The following is a 16,542-nucleotide window of genomic DNA, read 5'->3' as shown; positions in this document are numbered from 1 at the left end:
TTTACGTCTCCTCCTTTGAAACCGGAATGCGCACGATGACAGTCGTACCCTCGTCAGGAGCTGACCGGATGTCCACTGTACCTCCTAGCAGCTGTGCCCGTTCCTTCATACCGAAAATACCCAAGCCCTTGCCCGTATGCAAAGCCTTCTCTACCTCAAAGCCGACGCCATCATCTACGATCGTCACCACAACTTCTTTTTCTCTGTCCTCAAACACGATCCCCAGCTGACTTGCCTTTGCGTATTTGGCCGTGTTGGTCATTGCCTCCTGAACGATTCGGTAGAGAGCCGTTTCCATCGCCGCCGAATAGCGCCGTCGCTCTCCCTGAACATGCAGCTCCACCTGGATGTCAAAGCTTTTCTCTACCCGCTTCATCAAGGAGCGCAATGCCGGCAAAAGCCCCAAGTCATCCAGCGCGGAGGGACGCAGCTCAAGCGCCATCCGCTTTACCTCTTCCATCGCCTTGGAAGTCATCTGCAAAAGATCATTTACATGCTGCCGGATCGGGTCGCTCAAATGTCCTTGCCCGACGACGTTCAATCCTACCAAAATGCTGTAAAGAGCCTGACCAACCCCATCGTGCAGCTCGCGAGCAATACGCTTGCGCTCTTCCTCCTGCGCAGCAATCGCGTAGTTCGTCAGCTTGTGCTGGTAGCGCTCTTTTTCTGCGCGCTGCTGGGCGGACATGTCCCGGATCACCATCACCAGCTCGCCGTTTGCGCCATCAGGCAATCTCGCAGAGCTCGCTGCTACGGGATAATCCCTGCCGTCACGAGTTCGCAGGCGCATCTCAAAGGATGGCATCTGCACCTGCTTGAAGAAACAATCGGCACAGGACGTCTCTTCCATGCAAGTCGCCATCCCCAGACAAAGCTCACAAATATGTTTGATCCCGACCAATTCTTTCTCGGTCCAGCCTGTCATTTGCTCTAGTGCGGCATTGACCTTTACGATCAACCCGTCGCGGTCTACCACCAGGATGGCATCGCTGACGTTCGCAAAGATGGACTGCATCAGCGAAAACATTTCACTGGACGTATCCAGGTCTTCTCTCCACGTACTCATGCGCTCCTCCTCGTAAGACAATCTCCATACCGCTATTGTAGAGTTTACGGGCAAGAAAGTGTATCGGGGAATTCCCTTAACCTCAGGCTGGACTTGTATGACTATTGACTCTTTATCTATTTCGTTTATTATCTAATTAGATTATCGTCTAACTAAATTTGGATTTGGGAGTGTCGTTTATGCCTACACCGTTTCCCCGCGCCAGCCGCCGCCTGGCTTTTACACCTGTTACCGAATGTGATTTTCCCGCGCTGCTCGCCGTGTACAATTCCAATCCTGATTTCATGGAATACTCCTTTGGGCAGCGCACTGTCTCTATGGAAGCCGTTGCTCAGGATCATGCAGAGAACCTGGCTTTTGCCGATTCGTACAGCTACTGCTTGCGCGAGGCATCCAGTGATTCCCTGATCGGCATCGCCCAATTTATTCTGAAAAACCCGCGCGACGGACATCCGTGGCTTGGATTGATCATGATCGACAGCCGGGCGCAGGGGAGAGGCTACGCCAAAGAGTTTCTCGATTGCCTGACCGCTTGGTATCGGGAAAACGGCTATCATTCTCTTCATCTCGCTGTCTTGGAAAAGAATCAGGCTGTCATACCCTTTTATGAAGCGTATGGCTTTACTACCTACGAAGAGCGTGTCTCAGAGAAGCTCGGACGCGTTTTTTGCATGGCTTATCCCCTTGATCCCTCCACGCAGTTGTAGGCACCCCCATCCCATCTCCCCATATAACTGATAGAAGCATCTATTTTGCACGGCTCTGTCAGGAGGAATGGGATGTCGTGAAGAACGCTGCCGTCTGGTTGATCACAGGCGCCTTTACCTTGTTCATCGTGGGGACAGATGTCTTTATCGTTTCACCCCTGCTGCCATCCATCGCTGAGGAATTTGCCGTGACGCCCGCCGTTGCTGGCTGGCTCGTGACGGCCATGTCTATCATGTACGCTTGCGGCTCTCCTTTGATGGGCGTTTTGTTTGACCGCTATTCAACCCGACGGCGCCTCCTGCTCTGGGGAGGACTGACCCTGTTTTGTCTCGCCAATCTGTGGACCGGCTTTGCCCATTCTTTTGGCATGCTGCTCATCAGTCGAGCGGTGGCAGGATTTGCATTGGCAGCAATCGCCCCTTGTGTCTATGCCCTCGTCAGTGATTTGGCTCCTGCTAACCGTAGAGCTGCCTGGTTGTCTGTCGTCGTCTCCGGCAATCTGACGGGTCTTTGGGCAGGGACACCGATCGGCACCTTGATCGCTGACCAGCTCGGCTGGCGCATTACCTTTTGGCTCATCGCCGCCGTCAGCTTTTTGCTAGCCTGGATCAACCTCGCCATTTGGCCGCAGCGAAATCACTCAGGAGCATCTACGCAAAGCTCGGCTCCCTCTGTCGCTTTGATGTTCCGCTCCGTTCTGGTCACCGTTTACTGGGCGGCTGCCATGTATGGCGTCTACACCTATCTGGGTACGGCACTGACGGAGGATGTCGGCTTTCGTCCCTCTCAGATCGCCGCTTCTCTCATAGCGTATGGGTTCGGAGCCATGCTCGGCAGCCTGAACGGGGGAAGCCTGTCCGACAAATGGGGGGCCAAAGCCATTTCATCTGCCAGTCTGCTGACTTTGACCGCCTGTCTCGTCATTGTAGGCTTGTTCTACCAGCAGGGAATCTGGCTTTTTGCCTTACTGTTCCTCTGGGCATTTGTAGGCTATGCCTTTGTTCCTTCGTATCAATCCCGTTTGGCACGGGAATACCCTGACCACCTCGGAAGAATCATGGCATGGAACATCACAGGCATGTACATCGGGATGACGATTGGCTCGTATGTAGGCGGCCCTGTGTATCAGACCTGGGGCTTCACCGTACTCGCCTGTCTTTGTGCTGGCGTTGCTCTCATCGCCGGTCTGTGCAGTCTGCGTTCCGCTCCACGACAAAAAGAAGCGGAACAGCCTGTGCCGTTCCGCTTCTAATTCCTTATTCGACGACGATTTTCTCCGCAACACCGATTGGCGGCAGGCTGCGAGTCAGTTTTGGACCATAGTAAGCAAATACGTTCATGTCTGCTTTCAGATCCTCTGGCGTAAGTGTTTTGTTGTCTTTCGCGCTAACGATTTTGGTAGCTTCATTGATAATCAGCGCTACTTTTTCAGGAGCATTCTCTGCCAGAGCGCGTCCTTCTACCACCATTTTGTAGGTGCCTTCCTGGTCTTTCTCGATGCTTACCACCTTGCCTGCTGTACCCAGGACCTCAGGGGTTTCCAGGCTGCTTTTTACTACGATGCTCACGGCACCAGATTGCGGCGGCATGCTCATCGCCATGAATTTTTGGTGAGTCGCTTCCACTTCCATACCCAGCTTCAGGTCCTCTGGCTTCAGCTCTTTGCCGTCAGCTGTTGTGATCTTGGTATCTTTATCTACGTGCAGGATGATTCCCGTCTCATATCCGTTCAACTGGAAGGATACGCGGCCATCCTCGCTTTTATTGAGGGTCGTGATGGTTCCGGTGCGAACAGGAGCCACGTCGGATTCCTCGTCTACCACGGTTACGGCATCGTCGGTTACGTTTACTTCCGCTTGCAGGATTTCATCGACGAAAGCTACTGGCACGTAGGTGTTGCCGTTCAGCAGCTTCGGCTCTGCACCCAATGTTTTGTACATTTTCGCAAATGGGTAGCGGTCTTCGCCGACTTTCGCGTAGCTTGCGATCGCTCCTTTGTTTACTTCTGCCGCTTTCAGCTCTGCGTTCCATTTTACTTGGAAACCGAGGGACTCGGCTACGTCACGCAGAGGAACCAGTACCGTTTGCTGACCTTTATCAAAAATCGCTGCCTGTTCGATATGCTGTCCATTTACATTAACGGAAAGTTCCTTTACTGGTTCGGAGGTTGCCGATACCACGTTTGTTCCCAAAACGGCCAGAGCCGCCAACGTCATCATGCCTGTACGTATTGTTTTCATGCTGTTTCAGCCTCCAATGTTTTTCCTATTGTGTAGTGTCTCTATAACTTGGACGACAGCATGCAACAAACGTTTCAAAATAATTTTTACGGCTGTGGCTGGATGATCTGTCCGCTGCGCGGCATCGGCACATCGGGCTTGCCTGACGGATTGTTGTAGAGATAGGTCGGAACCTTGCCGACAATCAGCGCTTCGGTGATGGGAATCTGGGTAGTCACCGTCTGCTGGTCGGTTGCGAATGGGATAATGACCCGCAGATCGACTTCTACGTAAATGTAGACGGTAACCAGCACCATGTTGATGCCCGCTTGCTTCATGCCGGTTTCCAGCCAGGTCTTGACTGCTCCGATAGGGACAAACGAGATCGGCACCTCGGGCCCTAGATGCTCGAGAAATGCGTTTCTCGTCGCTACGCCTAGCGGAACGGACATCTTGACGTTTTCGCTCTCAAATTCCTTGAGTCTGTTTTGAATCCGAGCAGTCGTCTCCCCAACAATGCGGGAATACTCCCGAAAGTTGAAATTAACGGCTTTGATATTCCCCGCCTGATCCTTTTCCATCAGCACGACCTGATTGAAATCCAGTCCTTGCTGGCTGAGCCTTTTGGTAATCGCGTCTGTGATAGCCAGCTTAGCCACCTGGTCGGCTTTCGCCTGGGCGATCAGCATCAGCGTAGGTTCAATCTGCTTTTCTGCCAACAGAAACAGTACGAATAATCCGATGATGGTGAACAAAGTCGCAGCCAGTATTCTCCTGCCCCGTCTTCGCCACCCGCCTGTTTTCTTACGCACGCTCCCAACCCTCTTTCCTGCTCCACGGCGAGAAACCGCTTCGGTTAGTCAGGACGCACGGTACGCATGGACGAGCGTTTTTGCTTGCTGGTCTTCGGTCTGCCGCTTGCCAGAACTCCCCCGATTCCCGCCACAAAGGTAGGGACTCCAGAAGTGACCAGGATCAGTGCCCAATCGCGGAAGGACAGGTCCGTTGTTTTGAATATCGGCTGCAGCGCATCGATGTAGACGACCCCGAGAACGAGCACCAGCGAAGAAATAACCGCCCAGACCAGATACTTGTTTTCAAACACATTGCGGTGAAAGACGCTGTACTGGCTGCGGCAATCAAATACGTGAATGAGCTGAGCCATGACCAACGTAACGAAAGCGACTGTTTGGGCATGCACCAGATTGTTTGGATCCTCGCGCAGTGTCAGCCAGAAGGCAAGGAGCGTCATCGCCCCGATCAGGAAGCCACGGCTGATGATTTTCCATCCGAGTCCTCTGCTAAAGATGTTTTCCGCTTTATTCCGCGGGCGCTGGTACATCGTATCGGCCTCCGCTTGATCGACCCCCAGTGCCATAGCGGGCAAGCCATCTGTAACGAGGTTGACCCACAGAATCTGAATCGGCACCATCGGCAGCGGCAGGCCCAACAGCATCGCGAAAAACATGACGAGGATCTCACCCACGTTGGACGCCAGCAGGTAGCGAATGAATTTGCGGATGTTGTCGTAGATGTTGCGCCCTTCCTCTACAGCTGCGACGATCGTCGCGAAGTTGTCGTCACGCAGCACGAGCGCGGCGGCTTCCTTCGTGACATCGGTACCCGTAATCCCCATGGCAATGCCGATGTCCGACGTTTTGATGGCAGGAGCATCGTTCACTCCGTCTCCGGTCATCGCCACGACATGCCCTTTGCTCTGCAGGGCGCGTACGATGCGCAGCTTGTGCTCCGGCGACACACGTGCATAGACCGAGACTCGCTCTACGTATTCGGACAGCTGCGCGTCGGACAAATTATCCAGGTCACGCCCCTCCAGCACCTCGCCGTAGCCTCTTACCAGCCCGATTTGTTTGGCGATCGCCTCAGCCGTCACTTTATGGTCACCGGTAATCATGACGGTTTTGATTCCCGCCTGGTGGCACAGATTGATCGCCGGGCGAACCTCCTCGCGAGGCGGGTCGATCATGCCTGCTACCCCGACAAACACGAGGTTGTTTTCCACCGAGCCGATAGGCTGACCGGGACGGTAGCCCTGCATGGTCTTGTAGGCAAACGCCAAGACGCGCAACGCTTTCCCCGCCATGAGCTCCGTTTGCTCCAGGACTTGATGGCGAATGGTCGCCGAGAGCGGCTGCAGCTCGCCTTTCCACAGGATGTGCGTGGAACGTGCCAATACAGCTTCCACCGCACCTTTGGTAAGCAGAGAATGAACGCCGTCCGCTCCTTTCTCCACGACAGACATCATTTTCCGATCGGAATCAAACGGCAGCTCCTCTACGCGCACCGATTGGTGACCCATCTTCCCCCGATCAACAGACCCGTTTTGTCCTTTTGCCGCGAGGACCTTGAGTGCTCCTTCTGTCGGGTCTCCCACGACATGCCAAAAGCGTGTCGTTTTCCCTATCCCCAGCAAATTGCGCGTGCTCTGTTCTTCGCAGGTCAGACGTGCGTTGTTGCATCGCTCTGCAATCCGAAGAATCTGGTTAAGCGCGCCATCACGAGTAGGAGAAACAGCTTTGCCCTGCAGCAAAAAGGAGCCCTCCGGCGCGTAGCCGCTGCCGCTTACCTCATACAAGGTATTGCTGTGCCAAACCTGCGTGACGGTCATCTTGTTCTGCGTGAGGGTACCTGTCTTATCCGAGCAAATGACAGAAGCGCAGCCGAGTGTCTCCACCGAGGGCAGCTTGCGCACGATCGCATTGCGGCGAATCATCCGCTGTACACCCAGCGCCAGCGCAACTGTCACAATCGCAGGGAGCCCTTCCGGAATCGCGGCAACCGCCAAGCTAACCCCGGCGAGGAACATCGTAAACAGCTCATGACCATGCCACACCCCTGCCCCGATCACGACAATGGTGAGCAGCACCGCTACGACAACGAGAATTTTGCCCATTTGCTCCAAACGCAGCTGGAGAGGCGTTTCCGCTTCCTCGGCTGTATTCATCAGGTGGGCGATTTTCCCGATTTCCGTGCCCATGCCCGTGGCGACAACGATGCCGCTCCCTGTTCCCCCCGTCACCATCGTTCCCATAAAGGCCAAGTTTTTCTGATCGCCAAGCGGCACTTGGGCTGCAGCTGTAACCTCCAGTCGCTTAATCGATTTGCTGACGGGCACCGATTCCCCGGTCAGTGCCGACTCCTCGATCTCCAGACGATTGGCCGCAAGCAGACGCATGTCAGCAGGCACGCGGTCCCCCGCTTCGAGCCATACCAAATCCCCCGGTACTAGACGAGAGGCAGGGATCATCGCCAGGTGCCCTTCCCGCATCACCCTCGCCATGGGCGAAGCCAGCTCTTTCAACGCTTGCAAGGACCGCTCCGCCCGCGCCTCCTGTATAAAACCGAGAATCCCGTTGATGATGATAATCGCGATGATCGTGATGGCGTCCAGGTACTCCCCGAGAAAGTAAGAAATCAATGTGGCGATGAACAGGATGAGTACCATAAAATCCTTAAATTGATCGAGAAAGACTGTATAGAGAGGCTTGCGCTTGTTTTCAGCCAACTGGTTGGCACCTTGCTTTGCCAGTCGCCGCTCCGCCTCCTGCTGAGTCAATCCCTGCGCCGCATCGCTGTGAAGGGCTTCGGTCACGTCTGTCGCCGCCAGCGTGTACCATTTTCGAATTGGCTGTGTATCCACCTACATCTCCTCCATCCACTTCTCACTCCTTCTGATATGTATGCAGACGAGCCACAAAATAAAACAACCCGTCCCTTGTGCTTGGGACGGGCAGATGAATATCCGCTATTTAAAACTTTTCGCAACCCCAATGCAGATCAAGAGAATCGGCGGCAGCCAGGTCAGCTTGGAAATCCATTTGCTTTGCCCGGCACGACGCCCCAGTGTAAGGCCAATCTGCAGCAGCAACGCGCTCATCACGGCGATGCAAAGAGCGACCACCAAAGGAGAATAGCCGAGGAAGGTCAGGCTGATCCCCGCTCCAAAGGCATCCAGCGACAGCGCCAACCCGAGCATGACGGCTTCCCAGCCCATGATATGCCCCGAACGGTCTGTATCCGCCTGGGCGGGATCGCGAAGAATCTGAATCATCACGCCAAATACGCGAAATTGCGAGAGCACCGTCCACTCGGGCTCTCCCTCTTTTTCCACGAACGCTACATCCACTTTTGCGCTCTGCTCCTCCTCAGCGGTAGAGCGGGGAGAAACAAGCCTCCAAAGCGTAAACAATCCCATCACAATCAAAACAGCTGCCCCGATTTGCTTTCCGATCTCCGGAGTGAGCCAATACGTCAGGGACGAACCAATCATCATGACACCATAAACGACGACAAACGAACAACCCGACACGACGATAAGCGACAGGAACGGCATTCTCATTTTGCGCAGCCCATACGTCAACCCTACACTGACACTGTCCATACTGATGGCCAGGGAAACGAGCAGGAGCGAGAGCCATCCGCTCATATATGGTCACCTCTTTCTCGTTGCCTATTAGGTATACGCTGTTGGCCTATCCTATGTGCTTGGAAAACGGGGTGGAAAACGGAGAAAAAAACTGCGGTTCGTAGGGCCACCTGCGCGGGGGGCATTCCTGCACGGCTCCACTCAAAAGAGGAACCGCGTCCAAAAGCAGCCGTCTCCAGGAGCGTCCGCACGTTGGACGCAAAAAAAATGTTCCTCTTTTTTCATTGCGCCTCAGCTGTGTCCCTAAGACCTCCGTTTTTTTCTCCGTTTTCCTTGGCGGCGTTTTTGAAAGTGGATTCAGGGGGGGGGAAGTAAAATCCAATTCAAAGAAGTAATGACCGGCAAACCCGAGCCACCTACAAAAAAGCCACCACCTGCCTCATCATAGGCAAGTGATGGCTTTTCCTATTCGTGTCTATTCTTACAGTTCTTCGTCAAATCCACCGAAGTCGAAGCCGCCGTCGTCGCCTTCGTCTCCGCCCATGTCATCCTCCGAGGCCATTTCCTCGTCACCGAACATCATTTCATTGAGCAGCATTCCTCCGAGGAAGCCTGCTGCCATACCGCCGATCATGCCGCCCATTCCGCTGCCGCGGTGGCTGTGATGGCCGTATTGGCCTTGGCGGTAAGCGGCCATGGACACGTACGGGATTGCGCTTGGGTTGTTCGCGTATTCACGAATGGTCTCCAGCAGGAAACGGGAGAGCTCTTCTTCCTGCCCTGGCTGAAGCAGTCCTTGCGGGACCACGATTTCCGCTTTGTACTCCACTTCGCGTCTCAAGAAGCCTGTAGCGAGGTCCAGCTCGACCAGCAGCTTCAGCTCACCTGGCGCCGAGAAGAAGATGACCTCCAGCTCCTTCAGCGGTATCCCCAGCTGGGCAGCCGGGAAAAAGGAAAACTCCTGGCCATATGGGGTCAGCTTTCCGGAGTCCTGCTTTTGGCGCAAATCAAGACGCTCTAAGGCTTGCAGGACACGCTCTACCGGCTCAGGCGGGAGCACCTGGATGAAGTCCATATCCGTCGGGTCCAGCGCCATCTCGACATCCAGCTTCGTATGCAGGAAATATTGAATGGACGGCGTGGACATAGCCAAACCTTCCGGCAATTCAAAAGCAAACGGGATCTCCTGAACAGCAGGCTTTGGCTGAACCGTGAAATGGCTTCGTACCGGGTACAGCTGAACGGCCTTCCGCACTTCCTGCCCCTTTACATAAGCCTTCATCATCAGTACCGCGCTCAGATCGCTAATGCTCTGCTCGACATTGCCGCCTTCAATTCGCACGACACCTGTCATTGTTTCCCCGAGGCGATACCCGGAACGATCCAGCTGCAAATCTACCTTTGCTGCTCCTACACCCAATTTAGCCATCAGCTTTTTCAGCATAAAGCTTCTCCTCCTCCACTCATAAGCAATCACTTATATCTATAGTGTATCAGAAGAAGCTGCTCTCGCGCGAGTAGACAATACATTCGCCAGCAAATGAACAAGTCTTTCCGCCTGTTCTCCTGTCGTGTCTCGCAACGCAGAAAACTCCGTTACTTCGAGGCCCACTACGCGTCGATCTTGCACCACCGCTGTCACCAACCGTTCGGCCTCTGCCAGAGATAGTCCGACTTTGCTCGGTGCGTACGCGGCAGCCATCGCTTCTTCATCCATTACATCTACGTCGAAATGGACAAGCAGTTTCGCATCTGCCGGAATTTTCTCCAGAACGATCCGGACCCAATCCAGCAAATCACCCGAGCGAAGCTGGGCCAGTGTAACGATCTCTACGCCATAGTTCTGCACGGGCTGCTCCTGACAGCCAATCACTGTCATTCGCTCTGCCGTCCAGCCAGTGTCCGCGATCCACATATCACGGCCCTGCAGCAAAAACCAGAGTCCCATGCCCGCAGCCCCGATGCAGCGAGTCGCAGTGGGACGAACCGCATCGAAATGGCCGTCGATCACCAGCAAGTATGCTTTTTCTCCATACAACTGGCTGAAGGCTGCCGCTGTGCCTACGATCGTACTGCAATCTCCCCCGAGCAGAAGGGCAAAATCCTCACCCTTCAACCAGCTGCGTGCCTCTTCTGTGAGCAAGTCCCACAGCATGCGCGGAGCAGGCCAATTGCGAACCGGCGGAATATTGTGCCGCGGCAAATAATCCGGAAGCTTCAGATTTCCTGTATCCTGTACTTCCAGCCCCAGCCCTTGCATCTTTTCCACCAGACCAGCCTTTCGCAGTGCGTCTGGCGCAAGCTCCGTCCCCGAAACAAACGCCCCAGCAAAATGAGGTATCCCCACCACATTTACTTTTATCGCCAATCCCTCCTGATTACTGCTGTAAACGCCATCAGTATATCACAGCTTGCCATCCAAAAACTGGATTAACTCACTGACGGATGGACGCAGCCAGCGATCAGGAAAATTTGCCGCTTCTCCTTGGAGCAATTGACAGGCCAGTGCGTTGGGATGCACATCGCCGCTCAGAAAATAAACCTGTTGGGCGGGGATGGGCAGTGCAGCAATCGTTTCTACACATTTGCCCACATACGCCTGCAGCGCCTCCCGGTACGCAGGTGCCGTGAGCGCCGTGCCCGTCCACACCTCGATTCCCGTCAATTCCTTGGCATGCGCGGCATCCAGGCTCTTCGATAGCGAGCAGACGACAAACAGCAGCCGCTCCGGAGCCAGGTGATACCGCTTTTGATACTGCTTCACAAATCGAGTGATCGTCGCATTCCAGGAGTGGGTATCGTAGCTGCCCAAATCCGGGATGCATTTAAGTACAGCCACGATCTCTTCGTCCTTTTTGACAAAAAGCAAGCCGTCCATCGCGTAAAACTCGTAGCCGGGCAGCCACCTTGAGAGAAAAACACCCACCTTTTCATGAATGACACGCGAGATTCGCTGCGAGGACTTGCGTTTCAGCTTTTGTCTCACACGAATCTCTTCCTCGTCTAAATAAACCCGGGTGAGCAGCGCAAACAGCTGCTTTTCCACACAAGGCTCTGCCTGTTCCTCGTCCTGAACTCCATGCCCCTCTACATACGACTCCAGCTGTTGAAAGGCGTCCGCCATGCTCTGCTCCCATCTTCGTTCCTTCTCCCCACCCATTTGAAAAAACCTCCCTTATCCGATGTCGGGTGTATGATCAGCTACGACCAGCACATCCATGTGGCGAACCTCCCGCAGCAACCGCAGAATCACAGATCCTTCCCGTATTTCCTTCCACCTCGTCCTCGCTGATTGTCCGATGACGGCTTGAGTTGCTTGCCGCGCGTTCATCTGGCTGACGAGCTGGGTAAAGACCTTGCGCCGACTGGCCGCTCTCCCTTGTTCAAAGGTCCCGCCGAGCCTCTCTGTCAGCTTCTTCAGCTTTTCCAGCTGCTGCCCCTCCTCCGCAGTCAAGGGCTCATGGTCCTGCACATAGGCGACAAACCACTTGGCCTTTAAGCGATAAGCGATGCGAAACCCTCTCCTTATCAGACGCTCGCTGTCTGCCCGCAGGTTGACACAGACAAAAATAACTTCCTGCTGACGCCACGGCCCGCGAAGCGTCCGCCTCTCCCAAGCCTCCAGCCGCTCATCGACATCGTCTGCCACTTCGCGCAAAGCCAGCTCTCGTAGAGCGATCAGGTTCCCTGTCTTGAAAAAGTGATTCAGGGACTGCTCTACCTTTTCGAAAGCGTAGATATTCCCCTCGCGCATCCTCTGACGCAAGGCTTTGGGTGAGATATCGATCAGCTCTACCTCCTGTGCCTGGTGGAGAATGTGATCCGGTACCGTTTCTCTCACACGAATGCCCGTGATCTGCTCCACACTGTCGTTCAAGCTCTCCAGATGCTGGATATTCATCGTAGAAATCACGGAAATACCCGCCGCCAAAATCCTCTCTACATCTTGGTGGCGCTTTTCGTTGATGCTTCCCGGCACGTTGGTATGGGCAAGCTCATCGACCAGCACCACTTCCGGATTGCGGCGAATGATGGCATCCGTGTCCATCTCCTCGAGCACCACGTTCTTGTACGGAATTTGTTTGCGGGCGATGGTAGGGAGAGCGCCTACCTGCTCGAGCGTTTCCCTTCTCCCGTGGGTCTCCAGCAGGCCGATCACTACATCAATGCCTTTTCTCGCCAGCTCGTTTCCTTCCCGTAGCATCGTGTACGTCTTTCCCACTCCGGGCGCAGCCCCCACATAAACCTTCAGTGTCCCCAGGCGAATTTTTCCGATTTCCTGCTCGACCTCTTCCTCGGACAAACGCCGATAGGGATTCGGCTTCGCGACACTTCGCTTTGTTGGCAGTACCCGCTCGCCATCCCGCTCCGAACGGTCTGCCACAATCAAGATGTCGACGTTCCTCGTCTTCCGCAATATTCGGTGGATGATAGAGCCATTCCAGATCTCTTCCCATCGCGTGCGCTTGGACTGTCCCATCACAATGCGTGTCACGTTGTTTTCCGTAGCATAGGCTACCAGCTCGTTTGCTACATTCGTATCCCTCTGCAAGGGGCGCTCCTCGAATACGCCGCCTACTTTTTCGACCAGCTTGCTGATGGAACGGCGAAAGGTCGCTTCTTCCTTTGTCAGCTTTTTTGTCGATGACCGAAAGCAGACGACCAAAAGCTCTCCGCCGAGTCGTTTGGCTACCTGCTGGCCTCTTCTGACCAGGATCGAGCCATTCCAATGGTACTGAGCGGATACCAGCACACGTTCCGTCGCCCCCGACGCTCCGACCATCCCGTGCTTTTCCCGATAGTCCTCCAAAGCTTCGTTGACACCATTGGCAACAAACCGCAGGGCCAGCTCCCGCAAGACGTGCAGATTATCTCGCCGAAACAGGGGATTCGGCGTTTTCGCAGCATCAATATTTCCTTCCTCCAGCCGTTTCAGCATCGATTCCGGGGTCACATCCAAAAGCTTCACTTCATCGGCCAAAGCGAGGGTATCCTCCGGCACGCACTGGTCAATACGTACTTCCGCTTTGGTCAAGCGTTCCGCCAGCTCCTTCATGCCAGCCAGCTCGTAAATGTTGACGGTGGCAATCACGCTGATATTGCGATTGAGCAAGTACAGCACGTCGTCCAGACGCGTCTGTCTGGGAGCATCGACACGATTGCGATGAGCGAGACCATCTACGAGTACGACCTCGGGATCACGTGCTACGATAGCAGCTACGTCCAGGTCCGCTTTTTCTTCTCCCTGCGTCATCCATGCAATCGACGGTACGTTCTCCAGCCCCTCGAGCTGCTCGGCCAGCTTCGGATGCGTGGCTGCCCCCAGTATGCCGACCACCACATCGATCCCCTTTTTCTTCAAGCTCTGTCCTTCCATCAGCAAATGATAGGTCTTGCCAGAGCCGCTCACGGCCCCGAGGATGATTTTCAGCCTTCCCCGATGCATGTTGGAAATGGACTGCAGAATTTCTTCAGGGGACTTCCTCCGAAACTGCTCAGCCATGCTCTCGCTCTCCTTACCCTAGTTGATCCAGTGCCAGATTCAGCTTCAGCACGTTGACACGCGGCTCACCGAATACCCCTAGGCTTCTGCCTTCTGTCTGTTCCTCAATCAGTTTCCGAAGCTTGGCAGTATCCAGGTTTCGTGCCTTGGCAATACGTTCTACCTGTACCTGGGCTGCCTGCGGAGAAATATGCGGGTCAAGACCGGAACCGGAGTTGGTCAGCAAATCAGCCGGGATATCCTCCTGCTTGACACCTGGATTGGCTTGTAGAAAAGCGGCCAAATCCTTCTGTGTCCGTTCGATAAGCGCAGGGTTGGACGGTGCGTAGTTATTGGAGCCAGAGCCAGCTGCGTTGTTTTCTATAGAAGAAATGCGGCCGGAAAAGTACTTCGGATCCGTGAAGCTTTGGCCGATCAGTTCAGAGCCGAGCACCTTGCCCGAGGCATCAGTGATCAGACTGCCGCTCGCTTTTGCCGGCATGATGACCCCGGATATTCCCGTCATCGCCAGCGGATAGACAAGACCGCAAATCACTAACAGAATGAGACTTAGACGCAGATTGGTAAGCCACATAGATCTTCACCTTTGCTTTCTTTGCGTAAATGATGATTACACCAGGCGAAACGCCGCGAGTATCATGTCAATCAGCTTGATCCCGATGAACGGTACGAGAATGCCCCCCAGCCCATAGACCACGAGATTGCGGCTGAGCAGCTTCGACGCACTCATCGGCGTGTATTTGACACCCTTCATCGCCAGCGGAATCAAGAGTGGGATAATGATCGCATTGAAGAGTAAAGCCGACAGAATCGCACTTTGCGGTGTTGCCAGATTCATGATGTTGAGCGCACTCATTTGCGGGATCGCCAGCATGAACATCGCCGGGATGATCGCAAAATACTTCGCCACATCGTTTGCGATACTAAAGGTGGTCAGAGCGCCGCGGGTCATGAGCAGCTGCTTGCCGATCGCAACCACCTCGATGATTTTCGTCGGGTCGGAGTCCAGATCGACCATATTCGCCGCTTCTTTCGCCGCTACCGTACCGGAGTTCATCGCCAAGCCGACATCCGCCTGTGCGAGCGCTGGCGCGTCATTCGTTCCGTCACCGGTCATCGCGACCAGCTTGCCCTCTGCCTGTTCTTTGCGGATGAGAGCGATCTTGTCTTCCGGCTTCGCCTCCGCCACGAAGTCATCGACGCCCGCTTCCTTGGCAATGGTCGCTGCCGTCAGCGGATTGTCACCTGTACACATCACTGTGCGAATCCCCATCCGGCGCAGCTCATCAAAGCGCTCACGCATCCCCGGTTTGACGGTATCTTTCAAATAAATCAATCCTAAAATCGTCTTGCCTTCCACGACAGCCAGTGGCGTACCCCCAGCTACCGCGATTGCATTTGCTTTCGTCTCCAGATCAGCAGGGATACTACCGCCCTGTTCACTTACGTATTTTTTGATCGCATCGACAGCTCCTTTGCGAATGAGCGTACCGTCTGCCAAATTCGTACCGCTCATGCGGGTTTCGGCACGGAACTCTACGCCTTCAGAGCCGGGCAGATCCAGCGCTTCGCCAGACAGCCCTTGCTTCTTCGCCAGCTCAATGACAGAGCGGCCTTCTGGCGTTTCATCGTACCGTGAGCTTTGTGCTGCTACTCTATTCAGCACTTCCAGTTTGGCCCTTCCGACGGTCACAAACTCCGCTGCCATCCGGTTCCCATGCGTGATCGTACCGGTCTTATCCAAAATGATCGTGTTGATGTCGCCGGATGCCTCTACCGCTTTCCCTGACATCGCGATGACGTTGAATTGCGTCACACGATCCATCCCGGCTATTCCGATCGCAGACAATAATCCGCCAATCGTAGTCGGAATCAGGCAAACGAGCAGGGCAATCAGTGTGGCAACCGGAATGGCTGCATTCACAAATCCCGCAATCGGCAGCAGTGTCGTGCACACAATCAGAAAGATCAAGGTCAAGCTGACCAAAAGGGTATTAAGCGCGATCTCATTCGGCGTCTTTTGTCGTTTTGCTCCTTCTACCAGCGAAATCATGCGATCGAGGAACGATTCACCCGGATCACTCGTAATGCGTATCCGGATCTGGTCGCTGACGACACGCGTGCCTCCGGTAACCGAGCTGAAATCCCCGCCCGCCTCTTTGATGACAGGGGCCGACTCACCCGTAATGGCCGATTCGTCTACGGAGGCTACCCCTTCGATGATTTCCCCGTCACTTGGGATCAGCTCGCCTGTTTCGACGATAACGATGTCCCCTTTGCGCAGCTCGGTGGAATGGACCATTTGCGTAGTGCCGTCTTTAGCCAACCGGCGCGCCTTTGTCTCCTGCTTGGTCTTTTTCAGGCTCTGCGCTTGTGCTTTTCCTCTCCCTTCCGCCAATGACTCAGCGAAGTTGGCAAACAGGATCGTTACGAAGAGAATAAACGTAACGACACCATTGAAGAGGGGCTTTGACTCTCCTCCAAACAGGCTCGGGAAGAAGGTGAGGAGCAGGGTAATGACAAACCCTACCTCCACCACAAACATCACCGGATTTTTCATCATGACGCGCGGGTCCAGTTTTTTAAAGGACTCGACAATCGCCTGCCGATACAAATCTTTGGGAAGCGCAACCGTGCGCGTTTTGCTCATCGTTATTCT

The 16,542-nt window shown here is 54.5% G+C and carries 13 protein-coding genes; 2 read left to right on the top strand and 11 right to left on the bottom strand.

Annotation, left to right across the window (positions count from 1 at the left end; all coding sequences use genetic code 11):
• Position 1: 1 nt before the first annotated feature.
• A complete protein-coding gene (locus EDM59_RS22325) occupies positions 2–1,066 on the bottom strand; it encodes a sensor histidine kinase (protein ID WP_122925639.1) in 1,065 nt (354 codons plus the stop codon).
• Positions 1,067–1,245: 179 nt separating this feature from the next.
• Between EDM59_RS22325 and EDM59_RS22320 the strand changes: the two genes are divergently transcribed.
• Together EDM59_RS22320 and EDM59_RS22315 are read left to right on the top strand one after the other, a co-directional pair.
• Positions 1,246–1,773 carry a GNAT family N-acetyltransferase gene (locus EDM59_RS22320; protein ID WP_122925638.1) on the top strand — a complete coding sequence of 176 codons (528 nt, stop codon included), beginning with the start codon at positions 1,246–1,248 and terminating at the stop codon, positions 1,771–1,773.
• Positions 1,774–1,850: 77 nt separating this feature from the next.
• Positions 1,851–3,026: an MFS transporter gene (locus tag EDM59_RS22315; protein WP_246011189.1), complete on the top strand. Its 1,176-nt coding sequence runs from the start codon at positions 1,851–1,853 to the stop codon at positions 3,024–3,026.
• A 4-nt stretch (positions 3,027–3,030) separates the two neighbouring features.
• Here EDM59_RS22315 and EDM59_RS22310 read toward each other — a convergent pair whose 3' ends face one another.
• The 10 genes from EDM59_RS22310 to kdpB all read right to left on the bottom strand — a co-directional run bounded on the left by EDM59_RS22310 (position 3,031) and on the right by kdpB (position 16,533).
• Positions 3,031–4,014, bottom strand: a complete 984-nt coding sequence (locus tag EDM59_RS22310; RefSeq protein WP_122925636.1) for a copper amine oxidase N-terminal domain-containing protein — start codon at positions 4,012–4,014, stop codon at positions 3,031–3,033.
• Between the two features lie 86 nt (positions 4,015–4,100).
• Complete coding sequence (yunB, locus tag EDM59_RS22305; protein WP_122925635.1) at positions 4,101–4,805, bottom strand: sporulation protein YunB; 705 nt, start codon at positions 4,803–4,805, stop codon at positions 4,101–4,103.
• A 44-nt stretch (positions 4,806–4,849) separates the two neighbouring features.
• Positions 4,850–7,654 (bottom strand): calcium-translocating P-type ATPase, SERCA-type, encoded by a 2,805-nt coding sequence (locus EDM59_RS22300; RefSeq protein ID WP_122925634.1) that lies wholly within the window; start codon positions 7,652–7,654, stop codon positions 4,850–4,852.
• A 105-nt stretch (positions 7,655–7,759) separates the two neighbouring features.
• Positions 7,760–8,440, bottom strand: a complete 681-nt coding sequence (ytaF, locus tag EDM59_RS22295; protein ID WP_122925633.1) for a sporulation membrane protein YtaF — start codon at positions 8,438–8,440, stop codon at positions 7,760–7,762.
• 421 nt (positions 8,441–8,861) lie between these two features.
• Positions 8,862–9,824 carry a sporulation protein gene (locus EDM59_RS22290; protein ID WP_122925632.1) on the bottom strand — a complete coding sequence of 321 codons (963 nt, stop codon included), beginning with the start codon at positions 9,822–9,824 and terminating at the stop codon, positions 8,862–8,864.
• Between the two features lie 39 nt (positions 9,825–9,863).
• Positions 9,864–10,748 (bottom strand): arginase family protein, encoded by an 885-nt coding sequence (locus tag EDM59_RS22285; RefSeq protein ID WP_246011188.1) that lies wholly within the window; start codon positions 10,746–10,748, stop codon positions 9,864–9,866.
• Positions 10,749–10,784: 36 nt separating this feature from the next.
• Positions 10,785–11,540, bottom strand: a complete 756-nt coding sequence (locus tag EDM59_RS22280; RefSeq protein ID WP_122925631.1) for a hypothetical protein — start codon at positions 11,538–11,540, stop codon at positions 10,785–10,787.
• A 15-nt stretch (positions 11,541–11,555) separates the two neighbouring features.
• On the bottom strand, positions 11,556–13,883 hold the full coding sequence (locus EDM59_RS22275) for a universal stress protein (RefSeq protein WP_122925630.1): 2,328 nt from the start codon (positions 13,881–13,883) through the stop codon (positions 11,556–11,558).
• A gap of 13 nt (positions 13,884–13,896) precedes the next feature.
• On the bottom strand, positions 13,897–14,457 hold the full coding sequence (gene kdpC, locus EDM59_RS22270; protein ID WP_122925629.1) for a potassium-transporting ATPase subunit KdpC: 561 nt from the start codon (positions 14,455–14,457) through the stop codon (positions 13,897–13,899).
• Between the two features lie 36 nt (positions 14,458–14,493).
• The gene (gene kdpB / locus EDM59_RS22265) at positions 14,494–16,533 is read right to left on the bottom strand and encodes a potassium-transporting ATPase subunit KdpB (protein ID WP_122925628.1); all 2,040 of its coding nucleotides are present in this window, start codon (positions 16,531–16,533) and stop codon (positions 14,494–14,496) included.
• Positions 16,534–16,542: the final 9 nt, after the last annotated feature.

The organism is Brevibacillus nitrificans (assembly GCF_003710965.1).
In the GTDB taxonomy this organism is placed as follows: Bacteria; Bacillota; Bacilli; order Brevibacillales; family Brevibacillaceae; genus Brevibacillus; species Brevibacillus centrosporus.
This window is presented reverse-complemented; position numbering and strand designations above follow the sequence as displayed.

Bases quoted from the DNA above. Each gene is read 5' to 3' on its own strand.
- kdpB (WP_122925628.1), bottom strand. From the start codon at position 16,533: ATGAGCAAAACGCGCACGGTTGCGCTTCCCAAAGATTTGTATCGGCAG.
- EDM59_RS22280 (WP_122925631.1), bottom strand. From the start codon at position 11,540: ATGGGTGGGGAGAAGGAACGAAGATGGGAGCAGAGCATGGCGGACGCC.
- ytaF (WP_122925633.1), bottom strand. From the start codon at position 8,440: ATGAGCGGATGGCTCTCGCTCCTGCTCGTTTCCCTGGCCATCAGTATG.
- EDM59_RS22325 (WP_122925639.1), bottom strand. From the start codon at position 1,066: ATGAGTACGTGGAGAGAAGACCTGGATACGTCCAGTGAAATGTTTTCG.
- EDM59_RS22290 (WP_122925632.1), bottom strand. From the start codon at position 9,824: ATGCTGAAAAAGCTGATGGCTAAATTGGGTGTAGGAGCAGCAAAGGTA.
- EDM59_RS22310 (WP_122925636.1), bottom strand. From the start codon at position 4,014: ATGAAAACAATACGTACAGGCATGATGACGTTGGCGGCTCTGGCCGTT.
- EDM59_RS22275 (WP_122925630.1), bottom strand. From the start codon at position 13,883: ATGGCTGAGCAGTTTCGGAGGAAGTCCCCTGAAGAAATTCTGCAGTCC.
- EDM59_RS22320 (WP_122925638.1), top strand. From the start codon at position 1,246: ATGCCTACACCGTTTCCCCGCGCCAGCCGCCGCCTGGCTTTTACACCT.
- kdpC (WP_122925629.1), bottom strand. From the start codon at position 14,457: ATGTGGCTTACCAATCTGCGTCTAAGTCTCATTCTGTTAGTGATTTGC.